The sequence below is a fragment of the Stenotrophomonas sp. HMSC10F07 genome (assembly GCF_001807895.1).
Classification (GTDB): domain Bacteria; phylum Pseudomonadota; class Gammaproteobacteria; order Xanthomonadales; family Xanthomonadaceae; genus Stenotrophomonas; species Stenotrophomonas sepilia.
Map to the genome: position 1 here is coordinate 1 of NZ_KV791380.1, position 16,897 is coordinate 16,897.

A 16,897-nucleotide genomic window follows, 5' to 3' on the forward strand; every position below is an offset into this window, starting at 1 on the left:
GCTTACATGGACGTACTTGCAGCGGCCCCCAGCCGACCCACCCTCCCGGCCCATCCCCGAGCTGGCTGGACCACACCGCGGAGGGGGCGGCGCCCGATGGCCGGTCTTTCACCCGAACCATGGCATGCTCGGCGCCAAGCCCACCCGGAACCTCCGCCATGCGCCTGTTCACCCGTGTCCTGCCCCTGATGCTGCTGGCCTCCCTGTTGTCCGGCTGCGGCTACAACGCCATCCAGCAGAAGGATGAGGCGGTCAAGGCCAGCTGGTCCGAAGTGCTCAACCAGTACAAGCGCCGCGCCGACCTGGTGCCCAACCTGGTGCAGACCGTCAAAGGTTTCGCCAGCCAGGAAGAGCGCGTGCTGACCGAAGTCACCAACGCCCGCTCGCGTGTCGGCCAGATCAACGTCAACGCCGATGACGAAGCCTCGCTCAAGCAGTTCCAGCAGGCCCAGGGTGAACTCGGCAGCGCGCTGTCGCGGCTGCTGGTGGTGACCGAGAACTATCCGGTGCTGAAGTCCGACCAGAACTTCCGCGACCTGCAGGCCCAGCTGGAAGGCACCGAAAACCGGATCACGGTTGCGCGTGGTCGTTACATCCAGCAGGTGCAGGACTACAACACCTACATCCGTTCGTTCCCGCAGGTGATCACCGCCAAGATCTTCGGCTACAAGACCAAGCCGAACTTCACTGTGGAGAACGAGGCGCAGATCTCCAACGCACCGGCGGTGGATTTCGGCAACGCGCCGCAGCAGCAGCCGGCACCGCAGCCGGGCCACTGACCGATGCGCCTGGCCACTGCGCTGCTGGCCCTGCTGCTGTGGCTGCCGCTGGCGGCGCAGGCCCAGCAGCTGGCGCCGATTCCGGCGCTGGATTCGCCGGTGGTCGACACCACCGGCACGCTGGATGCCGCGCAGAAGCAGGCGCTGGTGCAGCAGGCGCTGGACCTGCAGCAGCGCAAGGGCAGCCAGCTGCAGGTGCTGGTGGTACCCACCACCCAGCCGGAGGACATCGCGCAGTACACCACGCGGGTCTTCGACCAGTGGCAGATCGGCCGCAAGGGCGTCGATGACGGCGTGCTGCTGGTGGTGGCCAAGGACGACCGGCGCGTGCGGATCGAGCCGGGTTACGGCCTGGAAGGCGCGATTCCCGATGCCATCGCCAACCGGGTCATCCAGGAATACTTGGTGCCGCGTTTCCGCGCCGGCGACTACGCCGGGGGCATCACCGATGCCACCGCCGTGCTGGTCAAGCTGATCGATGGTGAAACGCTGCCGGCACCGGTCAGTGGCCATCGTGGGCGCGAGCCGGGTGGCGGCGGCGATGCTTGGTTTCTGGCGCTGTTCATCGGTGTGTTCGCCGGCAGCATCCTGCGCGGCGTGTTCGCGCGCGTGCCGCGCCCGCTGCGTGGCCTGCTCGGCGGCGCTGGCGCAGCCGTGGCGGCGTTCCTGTTCACCTCCACCCTGCTGGCCAGTGGCCTGGCCGGCGTGGTTGGCCTGATCGTGGCGATGCTGTCCGGCCATCCGGGGCGCTTTGCCGGCGGTGGTGGCTGGGGCGGTGGCAGCTGGGGCGGGGGAGGCGGCTTCGGCGGTGGTGGTGGATTCGGCGGCGGAGGCGGCTGGGGCGGCGGAGGCGGCTGGGGCGGCGGCGGTGGCCGTTCCGGTGGCGGTGGCGCTTCGGGAGGCTGGTGATGATCCAACGTCTGTTCCGCCATGTATGTTCGCCGTCGGTACGGCGCGCGTTCCCGCCAGCCACGCTGCAGGCGATCACCGAGGCCATCGCTTCCGGTGAGCAGCGCCACGGCGGTCAGGTGATGTTCGCGGTGGAGGCCGATCTGCCGCTGGCCGCGTTGTGGCACAAGGTCACCCCGAGGCAGGCCGCCGAGCATGCCTTCGCACGCCTGCGCACCTGGGACACCGCCCACAACAACGGCGTGCTGATCTACCTGCTGTTGGCCGACCATGCCATCGAGATCGTCGCCGACCGCGGCCTGCATGGCCGGGTCAGCCCGGCGCAGTGGCAGCGGGTCTGCACTCACCTGCGCGAGGGCCTGCGTGGTTCCAACCCGGTGGAAGCGCTGCAGGATGCCATCGACGAGGTCTCCAGCCTGATCGAAGGGCACTTTCCGGCCTCGACGCGGTCCAACGATGACGCGTTGCCGAACTCGCCGCAGATCCTTGGTTGAGCCGGGGCGGCACTGGCCCGAGAATAGACGTTCAACCGCAAGGCACCTTCCATGATCTACTTCCACGACATCGACCCCATCGCCCTCTCGCTGGGGCCGATCAAGGTGCACTGGTACGGCATCATGTACCTGCTCGGCTTCACTGCGGCCTGGCTGCTGGGCCGCACGCGCATCGCCGCCGGGCGCCTGCCGGGCGTCGATGCCAACGGCTTCTCCGACCTGTTGTTCTACGCCATGCTCGGCGTGGTGCTGGGCGGCCGCATCGGCTACATGCTGTTCTACGCGCTGGGCGATTTTCTGCACAACCCGCTGCTGCTGTTCAAGGTGTGGGACGGCGGCATGAGTTTCCATGGCGGCCTGCTGGGCGTGCTGGGTGCCTGCTGGTGGTGGTCGCGCAAGCACGCGCTGCACTTCTTCGACACCATGGATTTCATGGCGCCGCTGGTACCGCTGGGCCTGGGGTTTGGTCGCATCGGCAACTTCATCGGCGCCGAGCTGTGGGGCAAGTACACCGACGGCACGTGGGGCGTGGTGTTTCCGTCGGGCCTGCCGGCGCCGCTGAACCAGTTGGACCATGCGACCCTGCAGGCGCAGTTCGCCACCGGCGCGCTGAACCAGTTCGCCCGCCATCCCTCGCAGCTGTATGAAGCGTTCCTGGAAGGCCTGGTGATGTTCGTGGTGCTGTGGACGGTGTCGGCCAAGCCGCGCCACCGTTACCTGGTCGGCGGCCTGTTCGCGCTGATGTACGGCCTGTTCCGCTTCGCCGTCGAATTCGTACGCATGCCCGACAACGGCGTCTATGTGGCCTTCGACTGGCTGACCCGTGGCCAGATCCTCAGCCTGCCGCTCATCGTCTTCGGCCTGGTGCTGCTGGCGATGTCGCGCCGCGCGCCGGTGCTGCAGCCGCAACCGGTGATGGCTGCGGAGGGCAAGGCATGAAGGCCTACCTGGATCTGCTCGCGCATGTGCTGGAACATGGCGCGGAGAAGAGCGACCGCACCGGCACCGGCACCCGCAGCGTGTTCGGCTGGCAGATGCGCTTCGACCTCAATGAAGGTTTCCCGCTGGTCACCACCAAGAAGCTGCACCTGCGCTCGATCATCCACGAGCTGCTGTGGTTCCTGAAGGGCGATACCAACATCGGCTACCTGAAGGACAACCAGGTACGCATCTGGGACGAGTGGGCCGACGAGAACGGCGATCTCGGCCCGGTCTACGGCAAGCAGTGGCGCAGCTGGGCCACCGCCGATGGCCGCGAGATCGACCAGATGCAGTGGCTGGTGGACGAGATCAAGCGCAACCCCGATTCGCGCCGGCTGGTGGTCAGCGCTTGGAACGTGGGCGAGCTTTCGCAGATGGCGCTGATGCCGTGCCACAACCTGTTCCAGTTCTACGTGGTGGACGGCAAGCTCAGCTGCCAGCTGTACCAGCGCAGCGGCGACATCTTCCTCGGCGTGCCGTTCAACATCGCCAGCTATGCGCTGCTGACCCACATGGTGGCGCAGGCCACGGGCCTGGGCGTGGGCGACTTCGTGCATACGCTGGGCGACGCGCACCTGTATTCGAACCACTTCGAGCAGGCCCGCGAGCAGCTTTCGCGTGAACCGCGCGCGCTGCCGAAGCTGTGGTTGAACCCGGAGGTGAGCGACCTGTTCGGCTTCCGGTTCGACGACATCCGCATCGACGGCTATGACCCTCACCCGGCGATCAAGGCGCCGGTGGCGGTGTGAGTGCCATGAAGCTCTCGATGATCGTGGCGCTGGACCGCAACCGTGGCATCGGCCAGGGCAATGCCATGCCCTGGCACCTGCCGGATGATTTCAAGCACTTCAAGGCGCTCACCCTGGGCAAGCCGATCCTGATGGGGCGCAAGACGGCCGAGTCGATCGGCCGCGTACTGCCGGGGCGCACCAACCTGGTGCTGACCCGCAGCGGCCAGGTGCCGTTCGCGGGCATGCGCGCGGTGGCGTCGCTGGACGAGGCGAAGGCGATTGCCGAAGGCGAGGGCGCCAGCGAGCTGTGCATCATCGGCGGCGGCGAGATCTTCCACCAGCTGCTGGACCAGGCCAGCGACCTGTACCTGACCTGGGTCGATGCCGAAGTCCCCGCCGACACCCATTTCCCCGAGGTGGCCGTGCAGGACTGGCGGGAAGTGAGCAGCGAGCCGCATCCGGCCGATGACCGCCACGCCTATGCGTTCCGCTTCGTGCATTACGTGCGCCGCTGAGGATGGTTTTCTGTAGAGCCGAGCCATGCTCGGCTGCTGTTGCCTGATACCTCCCGTAGCCGAGCATGGCCCGGCTCTGCAGGTGCCTACGGCATCCGGTAATGCCCGATGATCGCGTGCTGGAACAGCAGGTTCTCTTCACGCGTGCCGCGCGCGATGTTGTGCAGCACCAGCGGTGTGCCATTGGCCAGCCTCCGGTCGGAGACGATGCCGACATGCAGCAGACCGTTGCCGTTGAGCTTCCAGGCCACGATGTCACCGGCCGCATAGTCGGTGGCGAGGGCGGTGATCGGCTGCTGCCAGCCCTGCCGTTCGAACCAGCGCATCAGGTTCGGCACACGTCGATGATCAATGTTGCGGTCCGGCCGTGACAGGCCCCAGATCGCGGGATACGCGCTGAAGTTGCCGCGCATGTCTTCATGCACGCGTGCCTGCAGGTCCAGGCCCTGGCTGCGCAGGGCGCGCACCACCACGTCGGTGCACACGCCGCGATCAAGCGGGACGTCGCCGCCGGGATAGGACAGGACCTGGTAGGCGGGATCGTAACGGGTGGTGACGCCGATCTGTGCGCGCGCTGCGGCCACCAGTGGCGGTGAAGGGGCCTGCGGCTGCGATGGTGTGGGTGCGGCGTTTCCGCCGCCGGTGGGAGCCGGGGGCGAAGCAGGCTGGCAGCCGCTGGCCAGGGCCAGCGTCAGCAGCAGCACCCTCCATGGTGCCCAGCCGCGCCGCGTCATGCCTGCGGCGCGGCGCCGTTGTTGTGGGGTCCACCGGAGCCTCCACCGCCACCACCTCGACGGCGACGACGGCGCGGACCACGGTTGCCCGGGTTGGCAGCAGCGGCGTTGCCGCCGCCCTGTTCCTTGCCCTGCACCGCAGCGGCGGGGCGCTCGTGCGCCGGTCGCGCCGGCGGGCGGGCGTGGGGTACGGGTGCCGGTACATCACGGCCCGGCACCTGCACCACGCGCAGCTCGTCGGTATCGAGCTGGATCGCGGTCAGCTTGCCGCCCCAGACTGCGCCGGTGTCGATGGCGTGCACGCCCTGGGTGATGGTCAGGCCCAGCGCCGACCAGTGGCCGCAGACGATCTTGAGGTCGCGCTCGACCCGTCCCGGTACTTCGAACCAGGGGTAGAGTCCCTGTTCCTGCGTGCCAGGGGTGCCCTTGTCCTCGATGCCGATGCGCCCGCGCGGGGTGCAGTAGCGCATGCGGGTGAGCACGTTGATGATCGCACGCGAACGGTCGTAGCCGGACAGGTTCGGCGCCCAGCTTGGCTTGTCGCCGTACATGTTGCGGAACAGCTTGCGGTAGCCGGCGCCGTGCAGCTGCACCTCGACTTCGGCGGCGTGCTTCTCTGCCATCTGCGTGGTCCACTTCGGCGCCAGGCCGGCGTGCACCATCATCCAGCCCAGCTCGCGATCCACATGCACCAGCTTCTGCAGGCGCAGCCAGTCCAGCAGTTCGTCGCGGTCCTCGGCCTGCACGATGCGCAGCAGGTCCGGGTTGACCTTGCGCTGCTCCTCTTCGGTGCGTGCACCGACGGCCAGCAGCGAAAGATCATGGTTGCCCAGCACCACCACGCTGTGCTCGCGCAGCGAATGCACCAGCCGCAGCGTTTCCAGCGACTGGCCGCCACGGTTGACCAGGTCGCCGCAGAACCACAGGGTGTCCTGGGCCGGGTCGAAGCGGATCTTCTCCAGCAACCGCTGGGTAACGTCGTAGCAGCCCTGCAGGTCGCCGATCGCCCACACACTCATCGTTCGGCCTCCGTGTCAGTGCAGGGTACGCGGGACGGCCAGCACGAACGGTGCGACCGGCGCGGCAAATTCGGTGCCATCGTCGGCGACCATGTCCGTAGTGCCCCTGCATGGTCCCGTGATCGGTCCCCAGCATGACACCGGACGTGTAACGGAAGTCTTCACCGGGGCGCAGCCGCGGCTGCTCGCCGATCACCCCGTCGCCATCGACATGCTCGACACGGCCATTGGCATCGGTGATGCGCCAGTGGCGTGCGACCAGGCGTGCGGCGACCCGCCCCTGGTTGTGGATGCGGATCGTGTAGGCGAACGCAAAGCGACCGTCTTCCGGCGCGGATTGATCGTCGAGGAAGCGCGGCGCGACTTCGACGGAGATGGCATATACGTCAGCGTCTTCCATACCGGCAGTGTAATCAGGAGGCATTGGCCAAAGCGATGAATTCGGCCACGTCCAGCTGTTCGGCGCGGGCATCGGGACGCACGCCGGCAGCGATGAACTGCTCGGCGGACACCACGTTGTTCAGGGCATTGCGCAGGGTCTTGCGGCGCTGCCCGAAGGCGGCCTTGACCACCTCGGCGAAGCGCGTGTGGTCGTTGATGCTGATCGAGGCCGGGTCACGCGGCACCAGCCGCACCACGGCCGAATCGACCTTCGGCGGCGGCCGGAACGCGCCCGGCGGCACCACGAACAGGGAGGTCACCTGGCAGTAGGCCTGCAGCATCACGCTGAGGCGGCCATACACCTTGCTGCCGGGGCCGGCGGCCATGCGGTCGACCACCTCCTTCTGCAGCATGAAGTGCATGTCGCGGATCACTGCGGCATGCTCCAGCGCATGGAACAGGATCGGCGAGGAGATGTTGTAGGGCAGGTTGCCGACCAGGCGGATCGGCTGGCCATTGGCCAGTTCGGTGAAGTCCACGCGCAGCACGTCGCGATGGACAATGGTCAGCTCGCCCAGCGGCTCGGCGGCGGCGGTCAGCGGCGCGATCAGGTCGCGGTCGAACTCGATCACCGTCAGCTTCGGGTGCACGCGCAGCAGCGGCAGGGTGATGGCGCCCTGGCCTGGACCAATTTCAACTAGGCGGTCGCCATCTTTCGGGTTGACCGCCATCACGATCTTGTCGATGTAGTGGCGATCGGCCAGGAAATGCTGGCCAAGCTGCTTCTTGGCCGGTGCGGTGAACACCGGGCCGGAGGGGGAATGCGGGGAATTCATGCGCTCAGTGTACGTTGCCGCGCCAGCTGCGCACACAGCGTCGTTGCCGCCTGCAGGCTGGAAGGATCGGCGATGCCGCGGCCGGCCAGGTCCAGCGCGGTGCCATGGTCGACCGCCACGCGCGGGTAGGGCAGGCCGAGGGTCAGGTTCACCGCCTGTTCGAAGCCGGAATACTTCAGCACCGGCAGGCCCTGGTCATGGTACATCGCCAGCACGGTGTCGAAACCGGCCAGCTTGGCCGGCAGGAAGGCGGTGTCGGCCGGCAGCGGCCCGACCAGGTCCATGCCCTCCGCGCGCAGGCGCTGCAGCAGGGGGATGACCAGGTCCAGTTCCTCGCGTCCCAGATGACCGTCTTCGCCGGCATGCGGGTTCAGCCCGAGCACCGCGATGCGCGGCGCAGGCAGGCCGAACTCGCGGCGCAGCGCGGCATGCACCGTGCGCAGGGTGTGTTCCAGGCTGGGCGCGGTGATCGCATCGGCCACCTCGCGCAGCGGCAGGTGGGTGGTGGCCAGGGCCACGCGGACAATGTGATTGGCCAGCATCATCACCACCTTCACTCCGGCCTGGGCGGCCAGCAGTTCAGTGGTGCCGCTGTAGGCGATGCCGCCCTCGTTGATGACCGCCTTGTGCACCGGGCCGGTCACCACACCGTGCAGCTCACCGGACAGGCAGGCCTGGCCGGCGCCGAGCAGGGCGCCGATGACCGCGCTGGCATTGGCCGGATCGGCCTGGCCGAAGTGGCTGGGCACCGCGTTGCGGACGGCGCGCAGGCGCAGATCGCCGGGGACGCGTGCTTCGGCGTGCTCGGGCAGCAGTTGCAGGGGCAGGTTCAGGGCGGCCGCAGCCGCGCGCAGGGTGTCCGGGTCGGCGAAGGCCAGCAGCCGGCAATCTTCACGCGGCTGCTGGACGAGGCGGACACACAGCTCCGGGCCGATCCCGGCGGGCTCGCCCGGTACCAGAGCGAGCTCGGGGCGCATCGGTCAGGACTGCGGCGGCGTGGCGGTGTTTTCCGCGCGGTCGCCGCTGCGGAAGCTGACGTAGGCTTCGCCACGCAGTTCCTGCAGGAAGCGGTTGTACTCGTCTTCCAGCTTGCGGCGGCCGATGGTCTCGCGGACCTGGGCGCGCTGGTTGTCGGTGGTCACGTCGGTCTGGCGGGTCGCCACGCGCTGCACGATGTGCCAACCGGCGTCGGTGCGGAACGGCTGGCTGACGCCACCATCCTGCAGGCCACTCACCTGCTGGCCGAAGGCCGGACCGAACGCGTCAGCCGGGAACCAGCCGAGATCACCGCCCTGGCCCTTGCTGTTGTTGTCCTCGGAGGACTCCCTGGCAACGGTCTGGAAGTCGGCGCCGCCGGCAATGCGGGCGCGCAGGGTATCGATCTTGGCCTTGGCAGCGGCATCGGTCTGGTGGTCGTCCACGCGGACCAGGATGTGGCGGCCGTGGAACTCGGTGACCGTCTGCTCACCGGCGGCGGAACTGCTGTCACGCACTTCCACCAGCTTCAGCAGCTGGAAGCCGCTCGGGCCGCGGATCGGGCCGACCACCTCGCCCGGCTTCATCTTTTCCATCAACTGGGCAAAGGCCTGCGGGATTTCATCCAGGCTGCGCCAGCCCAGATCGCCGCCTTCCAGCGCGTTCGGGCTGTCCGAATAGCGCACGGCCGCGGCATTGAAGTCCAGCTCGCCCTTGTCCAGCAGGGCCTTCACGCCATCGGCCTTCTTCTGGCCGGTGGCGATCTGGTCGGCGTTGGCACCGTCGGGCAGGGCGATCAGGATGTGCGCCAGGTGATACTGGTTGCCTACCGTCGCTTGCTGCTTCAGCGCGGCGTCGACTTCACCCTCGCTGACGCTGATGCGGCTCTGCGCGAAGCTCTGGCGCAGGCGCTGCACGGTGATCTCGTCACGCACCGACGCGCGGAAATCGTTGAAATCGATACCGTCATGGGCCAGGCGCTGGCGAAGGGCATCCAGGTTCGAACCGTTCTGCTGGGCGATGGCGTTCATCGCCTGGTTCAGCTCCTGGTCGCTGACACGGATGCCGCTGCCCTGGGCGCGGGCCACCTGCAGCTTGACCAGCACCAGGCGTTCGAGCACCTGGCGGCTGAGCACGTCTTCCGGCGGCAGCTGGTTTTCCCGGCCGGCATACTGCGCCTTGATGTTGGCGATCGCACGCTGGAGCTCGCTCTGCAGGATCACGTCCTCATCGACGACGGCAGCGATGCGGTCAAGCGGCTGCGCCTCCTGGGCAAGCACCTGCAGGGGGGCGGACACGCTGGACACCGCCAGCAGCGAGGCGAGAAGAACGGGGAAGCGCTTGGTCATGGGATCAGGTTCGGATCGTAGTCATCCCGGGTCGCCCCGGTGTTGCTCGGCGGCACGAGATAGAGGTCGTCGCGGTTGTAGCCGAGGATAGCACGGCGCAGGGTACGGTCCGTGTCCTGCCCCAGGGAGCTCAGGCCCTTGAGCACGAACTCCACCTGGATGGAGTTGTTCATCTCGCCTTCGCGGTTGCGGACATAGCGGCGGCCGACCACACGCACGGCCAGGCAGCAGCTGTCCCACTGGACACCGCCGATGATTTCCAGCGGCTCCTTGTCCTGCAGCGAGTAGTAGTAGCGACCGACCAGGCTCCAGCGCGCATTCAGCGGGTACAGGAACGACAGGTCGGCCTGTTCCAGCAGGGTACGGTCGTGCTTGTTGGCGTTGGCCGGGGCGCCCGAGTTGATGCGGTAGCGGTAGCTCAGGTTGATCACGCCATCGTTGGGCATCAGGTAGCGGGCACGGACGCTGGCCAGATCCTCACGCTTGTACTTCGGGTCCCACTGGTAGGTGGCACCCAGGGTCCAGCGGTCGTTGATCATGTAGTTGCCGTCGGCGATCCACGCCGACTTGCCCTTTTCCACCGGCGCGCCGCCCGGGGTGACGGTCACCCGCGACTCGTCGAAATACTGGATCTGGCCGATGGCCGCCGAGAAGCGTTCCTTGCCGGTGGTCTGGTCGATGAAGCGGGTGCCCAATGCCAGGGTCAGCTGGTTGGCATCGTTCTGGCGGTCGGCGCCGGTGTAGCGCGAGTCGCGGAACAGCTGGCCCCAGCTGAACGTGAAGTCACGGGTGTCGAAGATCGGAAGGTCGTCCTGGTTGCGGTACGGCGTGCGCAGGTAGAACAGGCGCGGTTCCAGCGTGTGCAGGAATGACTTGCCGCCGATCGTGGTCTCGCGATCGAAGAACAGGCCGGCGTCGATGCTGCCGATCGGCAGGCTGCGGCTGGGCGATTTGTTGCCGCGCAGCTGCTCCGGCGTGGCGGTGTTCGGGTCGATGCCCTGCGAGGCCAGCACGTTGCGGCGGACGCTGTCAGCCAGGCCCTGGTCCAGGTCGTAGCCGGTGTAGCGGTAGGCCAGGGTCGGGGTGACGTACCAGGCCGCGCCACTGATCGGGAACGACACGTACGGCTTCACGTCCAGGCGCGAGCCGCCGTACATGCGTTGGGTCTGGCCGTTGCGCGTGTACTGCAGGTCGGGTCCCGCATCGGCGCCGTACTTGAAGTTGATGTCGTCGTGGGTGAAGCGCACGGCTTCGGCATAGATGCCGGTTTCCAGCCACGGCAGGACCGGCTTGTCCCAGTTGAAGTACAGGCGCGGCTGGCGGTTGTACGGCAGCGCGCTTTCATTGAGCGTGTAGTCGGTCAGCTGCCAGCGGTCGGCCATGATGCCGGCCGTCCAGTTCCTGCCGGTGCCGTACAGGCCCACGGTGCTCTGCAGGTTCGAGGCAGTCACCCCGACCAGGCGGTTGGCGAAGTCCTCGACATAGCGCTCGTCGCTGACCCAGGCCAGGTTGGCGCGGGCCTGCCAGTGGCTGTCCACGTTGTGGTAACCGCTGAACATCACCCGGCCGCGGTCGCGGTCGCGCAGCTTGTCGTTGGGCATGAACGCGGTCAGCAGTTCGCCGCGGCCGCCGTTGTAGAGATAGCGGAACTCGTTGTCGAGCATCAGGCCGCGCCGGCTCATGTAGCGCGGGGTCAACGTGTCGTCGTAGTTCGGCGCCAGGTTGAAGTAGATCGGCTGTGCGTAGTCGAATCCGTTGCGCCCGGACATGCCCAGCTGCGGGAACAGCAGGCCGGTCTTGCGGCGGTCATCGATCGGGAACTTGAAGTACGGCGCCCACAACACCGGCACCTTGCCGATCCGCAGCACGGCGTTGCGGGCGGTGCCGAAGCCCTCGTCGTTGTCCACTTCGATCTGCGGCGCCGACAGCTTCCACACCGGCTGTGACGGGTCGCAGGTGGTGTAGGTGGAGCGGTGCATCTGGCCGACCGCGCCCTGCAGGTCGACCGACTCGGCATCGCCGTTGCCGCGGCGCGACACCAGCTGGTACTTGATGTCGGTGATCTTGTGGGTGTCGCTTTCCTGGTTGCCCTCGGCGCGCTTGGCGACCATGCGGATCGAGGAGTCCTGGTAGCGGACATTGCCGTCGGCGATGTAGTTGCCGCTCTCGGTATCGAAGCTGAGCTTGTCGGTGCCGACGAACTGGTCGCCGCGGCGCAGGGCCACGTTGCCTTCGTACTGCGGCACGGTGGTCGTGCCCAGCAGCTGGTCACCCTCGATGGCGGTCGGCTGCTGCTCGCGCGCAGCGCTGGCGGCGGCCTTGTCCTGCCCCGGGACCGGGGTGGGCGCATCGGTGAACGCGGGAATCACGTCGGTAGCCGGGCACAGGCCCCAGTTGAGCGGCTTTTCATCGGCCATTGCCGGCAGGCAGATGGCGATGCTCAGAGGCAGGGGAAGCAGGCGGAGGGCTCGGCGCACGCGGTTCGGATTCGGGCGAAAACGGACGGTAGCTTGCCCCATCCCTTGCATAGGGGCAATGAAGGACGCCGCAGCCTGCCGGTTCGGGTTCATCCGGAGACGCTGCCGGGAGGGGGCAGCAGCAGGGCCCGGACATGGGCCACGCTGCACTCGGCAAGGGCCTGCAGGTCATAGCCGCCTTCCAGCATCGAGACCACCCGGCCGGCCGCATGACGGCGCGCCAGCGCATGAAGTTCCCGGGTGATCCAGGCGAAATCGTCGGTTTCCAGCATCAGGTCGGCCTGCGGGTCACGCAGGTGGGCGTCGAAGCCGGCCGAGATCAGCAGCAGCTGCGGACGGAAGTCGTCGATGGCCGGCAGCATTTCGTCGGCCCACACGTTGCGGAAGCGGAAACCGCCACTGCCGGGGGGCAGCAGGATGTTCATCAGGTTGCCGGCACCGCGGTCGCGGCGCAGGCCGGAATTGGGGAACAGGCCGGCCTGGTGGGTGCTGTAGTACGAGACCCGGGCGTCGTGCTGGAAGATGTCCTGGGTGCCGTTGCCATGGTGGACATCGAAATCGACCACCGCGATCCGCTCCAGCCCATGGCGGTCGCGGGCATGGGCCGCGGCAATGGCAATGTTGTTGAGCAGGCAGAAGCCCATCGCGGTGCTGCTGGTGGCGTGGTGGCCCGGGGGCCGCACCGCGCAGAACGCCAGCGGATCCTCGCCCAGCATCACTGCATCGACCGCGGCCACCCCGGCGCCGGCGGCGTGCACGGCGGCACTGGCCGAGCCCGGCGAGGTCCAGGTGTCCATGTCCAGCTGGCGCAGCGGCGCGGTCTGCGGCTGCAGCACGAAGTCGAGCAGGGCACTGTCGTGGACCCGGGTCAGTTCGCCGAACTTGGCCGGCGGCGCCTCGCGCCAGTCCAGCTGGCCGGGGAACGCGGCGTGCAGGGCATCGAGTACTTGCTGCAGGCGTTGCGGGCACTCCGGATGGCCGGGGCCGGGGTCATGCAGCAGGCAGGACGGATGGGTGAAGACCAGCATCGTGCCGACTCAGCGCTGGCGCTGCTGTGGCTGCCACAGCGCTTCGCCATGGCCGTCGGCGCGGGCCAGTACGCGCGCCAGCACGAACAACAGGTCCGACAGCCGGTTGAGGTACTGCAGCGCCTCGCTGCGCACGGGCTCAAGGCGGGCCAGGGTGACGGTCTCGCGCTCGGCGCGGCGGACGATGGTGCGGGCCAGGTGGCAGCGTGCGGCGGCCTCGCCACCAGCCGGCAGGATGAACTCCTTCAACATCGGCAGGTTGGCGTTGTAGTGGTCCAGCTGCTGTTCCAGTGCCGAGACATCGGCGGCGTGGATGGCGGCGTGGCCCGGGATGCACAGCTCGGCACCCAGGTCGAACAGCTGGTGCTGCAGATGCACCACCAGCGCGCGGACATCCTCGGGCAGCGCGGTGGCAAGCAGCAGGCCGAGCGCAGCGTTGGCTTCATCGACGGTGCCGTAGGACGCCACCCGGGCGTCGTCCTTGGCCACGCGCTGGCCGTCGCCGAGGCCGGTACTGCCGTCGTCGCCGGTGCGGGTATAGATGCGCGAGAGGCGATGACCCATGGCGCGGCTCAGTGCCGGATGTCGCGGCGGGCCTGCTGAAGCTTCAGTACCTGCTCCACCGCCAGCTGCAATGCCGCCGCCAGCGCCACGTAGATCGCGGTGGTGCGCAGGTAGGGGCCGAACCATTGTGCGTAGTTCTGCGCCCAACCGGCCAGCGTCGGCTCGGCCACGTTGCGGGTGGTCCAGTAGAAACCGCCCTGCGCCAGCAGGTGGCAGACCGCCACCGAGGCCACCAGCAGCAGTGCACCCTTGGCCAGCACCGGCCAGCGTGCGCCCTGGTAGTTGCGGCCCAGCAGCATGCCGCCGGCCCACAGCGAGAAATACGCCGGCAGCAGCAGCCAGTAACCCGGCGACACGCAGTAGTGCTGCCAGAAATCCAGGCCGCTGCTGCGGATCACGATCCAGTCCACCAGCACGGCGAACACCATCAACAGCGGAAACGCCCAGCGTGTCCACGTGGCCAGGTAGAAGCCACCGATGAAGAACACCGCCCAGGAGGCATCGGGGATCGCCGCGAAGTGGTTGACCCGGGTCGCCGCCAGCAACAGCACGAGGACGGACAGGACGAAGGCGCGGTTGGCGGTGGCGGACATGGCAGCGGGCCCGGAGCGGATTCAGGTTTCATTCTAGCCCGCCGCGCCGGTTGGCGCAGGTCGGGTGGTGTTGGGCGTTCGGGCAGGGCGAGCGCGTATCATGAACATCATGAGTGAACGACATGACGTGCTGATCGTCGGTGGTGGCCTGGTCGGTGCCAGCCTGGCCATCGCCCTGGACCGCCTGGGCCGCGATGTGGGCCTGCTCGAGGCCAGCCCGGCCGGCGAGCTGCCGGCGGTGTTCGACCAGCGCAACCTCAGTTTTGCCGCTGCCACGGTCAATGCGCTGACCGCGCTGGGGGTCATGCAGAAGCTGGCGATGGCGCCGGGCCCGATCCGCCGCATCCACGTCAGCCGCGCCGGCGATTTCGGCCGCGTGCAGCTGGAGGCTTCCGACTACGACCGGCCATGGTTCGGCCAGGTGGTGGTGGCGCGGGACTTCGGCCAGGCGCTGGAAGCGCGCCTGCAGGAGCTGCCGCGGCTGCGGCGCTACCGGCCCATGCGCTTCCTGGGCCTGGGCGAGGTGGTCGATGGCTACCGCCAGGTGCGGGTGGCCGACGAGACCGGCGAGCGCGTGCTGCAGGCGCGGCTGGTGGTGGGGGCCGATGGCACGACCAGTGGCGTGCGCGGCGCGCTCGGCATCGAGGTCGACCGCCATGATTTCCAGCAGACCCTGTTCGTGGCCCGCGTGCGCAGCCAGCGCGCGCCGGACGGCACCGCCTGGGAGCGCTTCACCGATACCGGCCCGACCGCCCTGCTGCCGCGTGGTGATCGCCACTTCGGCACCGTGCACGGTGTTGCGCGCGACCAGGCCGATGCGGTGATGGCGCTGGACGATGCGGCTTGGCTGCAACGCCTGCAGAACGCAATCGGCTGGCGCGCCGGCCGGCTGCTCGAATCCGGCCCGCGCAGTGCTTATCCGCTCATCCAGGTGCTGGCGCGCGCGTTGGCCGGAGAGCGCGCGGTGCTGCTCGGCAATGCCGCGCAGACCATCCATCCGCTGGGGGCGCAGGGCTTCAACCTGGGCCTGCGCGATGCGCTGACCCTGGCTGAACTGCTGGAGGATGCGCATGAGGATGCCGGCAGCGATGCACTGCTGCAGGCCTATGTCGCGCGCCGCGAAGAGGACCGCCGGCAGACGGTGGCGTTCTCCGGCGGGCTGGCGCGCCTGACCAGCAATCCGGCGCCGTTGATGCGGCCGCTGCGCAGCCTCGGCCTGGTGGCCGCGCAGCGCGCCTCGGTGCAATCGATGCTGGTCGGTGGTGCGATGGGCTTCCGCGGCGAGGTGCCGCGGCTGTGCCGTGGAGAAGCGGCATGAGCCGGCGCGCGCGTCTTGATGTGGCCATCATCGGCGGTGGCGTGGTCGGTGCCGCGTGTGCGCTGGCGCTGGCTGATGCTGGCCTGTCGGTGGCGCTGGTGGAAGGTCGCGAACCGGCGCCGTGGCAGGCCGCACAGCCGGACCTGCGCGTGTTCGCCTTCGCTGCCGACAACGTACAGCTGCTGAATCGTCTTGGTGTGTGGCCGGCGATCGCGCAGGCCCGTGCATGGCCCTACCGGCGCATGCAGGTGTGGGACGCGGCCGGTGGCGAGGATCTGCTGTTCGACGCCGATCGCTTCGGCCGTCGCGAACTGGGCTACATCGTCGAGAACGGGCTGCTGCAGGACCGCCTGTGGTCGGCGCTGCCGGCGGCGGGTGTGCAGCTGCACTGCCCGGCGCGGGTGGACGCGCTGGAGCAGGACGAGGACGGCGTGCGCCTGCGCCTGGATGACGGGCGTCGCCTGGAAGCGGCGTTGGCGGTGGCCGCCGACGGCGCCGAATCGACCCTCCGCCAGCTGGCCGGGATCGAGGTGGAACGCCATGACTACCACCAGCGTGGCGTGGTGGCCTACGTGGACAGCGATCTTCCCAACCAGGCCACGGCCTGGCAGCGCTTCCTGCCAAGCGGGCCGCTGGCGTTGCTGCCGGTGGCCGAGCGCCGCAGCTCGATCGTCTGGACCCTGCCCGAGGACGAGGCGGCGCGTGTTCTGGCACTGGACGAGGACAGCTTCAACCGCGAACTGACCCGCGCCTTCGCGGCACGCCTGGGTGAGCTGCGGTTGGCCTCCCCGCGAGCGGCATTCCCGCTGCGCCGCCAGCTGGCCCGTCACTACGTGGCCGGTCGTGTACTGGCGTTGGGTGACGCGGCGCATGTGGTGCATCCGCTGGCCGGGCAGGGCGTGAACCTGGGGCTGCGTGATGTCGCCGCCCTGCAGCAGTGGCTGGCACCCTCGGCAGAGCGCCGCGGCCAACCGCGGCTGTCGCCGCAGCGCCTGCAGCGCTGGGCACGCGAACGGCGGAGCGACAACCACATCGCCGCCTACAGCTTCGATGCGATCAACCGCCTGTTCTCCAACGACGAAATGCACCTGACCCTGGCCCGGGGCCGTGCGCTGGGCTGCGTCGGCCGATGGCCGCCGCTGGTGCAGGCGTTCTGGAAGCGCGCCGCCGGCGTCTGAAGCAAAAAGGGGACGGAGGGGATTAAGTCGTATGTG

Annotated in this window: 16 protein-coding genes and 2 pseudogenes; 8 read left to right on the plus strand and 10 right to left on the minus strand. The window is 68.4% G+C overall.

Features of this window, described 5'->3' with window-relative positions:
- Positions 1-158: 158 nt before the first annotated feature.
- Genes HMPREF3114_RS10145 through HMPREF3114_RS10170 form a run of 6 tightly spaced genes read left to right on the plus strand, consistent with a single transcriptional unit; the run spans position 159 to position 4,409 of the window.
- Positions 159-779 carry a LemA family protein gene (locus tag HMPREF3114_RS10145; protein WP_069139522.1) on the plus strand — a complete coding sequence of 207 codons (621 nt, stop codon included), beginning with the start codon at positions 159-161 and terminating at the stop codon, positions 777-779.
- Positions 780-782: 3 nt separating this feature from the next.
- Complete coding sequence (locus tag HMPREF3114_RS10150) at positions 783-1,688, plus strand: TPM domain-containing protein (RefSeq protein ID WP_070489712.1); 906 nt, start codon at positions 783-785, stop codon at positions 1,686-1,688.
- Entirely contained in the window at positions 1,688-2,182 is a 495-nt protein-coding gene (locus HMPREF3114_RS10155; RefSeq protein ID WP_053500484.1) for a TPM domain-containing protein, read from the plus strand. The genes HMPREF3114_RS10150 and HMPREF3114_RS10155 overlap by 1 nt, the downstream gene beginning before the upstream one ends.
- Before the next feature lie 51 nt (positions 2,183-2,233).
- The gene (lgt, locus tag HMPREF3114_RS10160; RefSeq protein ID WP_070489714.1) at positions 2,234-3,121 is read left to right on the plus strand and encodes a prolipoprotein diacylglyceryl transferase; all 888 of its coding nucleotides are present in this window, start codon (positions 2,234-2,236) and stop codon (positions 3,119-3,121) included.
- Positions 3,118-3,912, plus strand: coding sequence for a thymidylate synthase (locus HMPREF3114_RS10165; RefSeq protein ID WP_005415342.1), 795 nt, complete (start codon positions 3,118-3,120; stop codon positions 3,910-3,912). Before lgt ends, HMPREF3114_RS10165 begins: the two co-directional genes overlap by 4 nt.
- Before the next feature lie 5 nt (positions 3,913-3,917).
- Positions 3,918-4,409: a dihydrofolate reductase gene (locus HMPREF3114_RS10170; RefSeq protein ID WP_053500480.1), complete on the plus strand. Its 492-nt coding sequence runs from the start codon at positions 3,918-3,920 to the stop codon at positions 4,407-4,409.
- 86 nt (positions 4,410-4,495) lie between these two features.
- On the opposite strand, the gene HMPREF3114_RS10175 is transcribed toward HMPREF3114_RS10170, so the two are convergent.
- The 10 genes and pseudogenes from HMPREF3114_RS10175 to HMPREF3114_RS10220 form a co-directional block, all read right to left on the minus strand.
- Positions 4,496-5,143, minus strand: a complete 648-nt coding sequence (locus HMPREF3114_RS10175; protein WP_032953945.1) for a DUF1287 domain-containing protein — start codon at positions 5,141-5,143, stop codon at positions 4,496-4,498.
- Entirely contained in the window at positions 5,140-6,162 is a 1,023-nt protein-coding gene (locus tag HMPREF3114_RS10180; RefSeq protein ID WP_005415345.1) for a symmetrical bis(5'-nucleosyl)-tetraphosphatase, read from the minus strand. Before HMPREF3114_RS10180 ends, HMPREF3114_RS10175 begins: the two co-directional genes overlap by 4 nt.
- A 15-nt stretch (positions 6,163-6,177) precedes the next feature.
- Positions 6,178-6,562, minus strand: a pseudogene (gene apaG / locus HMPREF3114_RS20600) (Co2+/Mg2+ efflux protein ApaG).
- A gap of 13 nt (positions 6,563-6,575) precedes the next feature.
- Complete coding sequence (rsmA, locus tag HMPREF3114_RS10190; protein ID WP_053500476.1) at positions 6,576-7,379, minus strand: 16S rRNA (adenine(1518)-N(6)/adenine(1519)-N(6))-dimethyltransferase RsmA; 804 nt, start codon at positions 7,377-7,379, stop codon at positions 6,576-6,578.
- Entirely contained in the window at positions 7,376-8,356 is a 981-nt protein-coding gene (pdxA, locus tag HMPREF3114_RS10195) for a 4-hydroxythreonine-4-phosphate dehydrogenase PdxA (RefSeq protein WP_053500474.1), read from the minus strand. Before pdxA ends, rsmA begins: the two co-directional genes overlap by 4 nt.
- A gap of 18 nt (positions 8,357-8,374) precedes the next feature.
- Positions 8,375-9,703, minus strand: a pseudogene (locus HMPREF3114_RS10200) (peptidylprolyl isomerase); the annotation flags it as partial.
- Positions 9,700-12,180 carry an LPS-assembly protein LptD gene (lptD, locus tag HMPREF3114_RS10205; protein ID WP_080375113.1) on the minus strand — a complete coding sequence of 827 codons (2,481 nt, stop codon included), beginning with the start codon at positions 12,178-12,180 and terminating at the stop codon, positions 9,700-9,702. The pseudogene HMPREF3114_RS10200 and the gene lptD, both read right to left, overlap by 4 nt.
- Before the next feature lie 89 nt (positions 12,181-12,269).
- On the minus strand, positions 12,270-13,208 hold the full coding sequence (locus HMPREF3114_RS10210) for a histone deacetylase family protein (protein WP_053500468.1): 939 nt from the start codon (positions 13,206-13,208) through the stop codon (positions 12,270-12,272).
- Positions 13,209-13,217: 9 nt separating this feature from the next.
- Complete coding sequence (locus HMPREF3114_RS10215; protein ID WP_053500465.1) at positions 13,218-13,772, minus strand: cob(I)yrinic acid a,c-diamide adenosyltransferase; 555 nt, start codon at positions 13,770-13,772, stop codon at positions 13,218-13,220.
- Positions 13,773-13,780: 8 nt separating this feature from the next.
- The gene (locus HMPREF3114_RS10220; RefSeq protein ID WP_005415353.1) at positions 13,781-14,365 is read right to left on the minus strand and encodes a hypothetical protein; all 585 of its coding nucleotides are present in this window, start codon (positions 14,363-14,365) and stop codon (positions 13,781-13,783) included.
- A gap of 109 nt (positions 14,366-14,474) precedes the next feature.
- Between HMPREF3114_RS10220 and ubiH the strand changes: the two genes are divergently transcribed.
- Both ubiH and HMPREF3114_RS10230 read left to right on the plus strand, forming a co-directional pair.
- Entirely contained in the window at positions 14,475-15,683 is a 1,209-nt protein-coding gene (ubiH, locus tag HMPREF3114_RS10225; protein ID WP_053500463.1) for a 2-octaprenyl-6-methoxyphenyl hydroxylase, read from the plus strand.
- Positions 15,680-16,861: a UbiH/UbiF family hydroxylase gene (locus HMPREF3114_RS10230; RefSeq protein ID WP_053500461.1), complete on the plus strand. Its 1,182-nt coding sequence runs from the start codon at positions 15,680-15,682 to the stop codon at positions 16,859-16,861. The genes ubiH and HMPREF3114_RS10230 overlap by 4 nt, the downstream gene beginning before the upstream one ends.
- Positions 16,862-16,897: the final 36 nt, after the last annotated feature.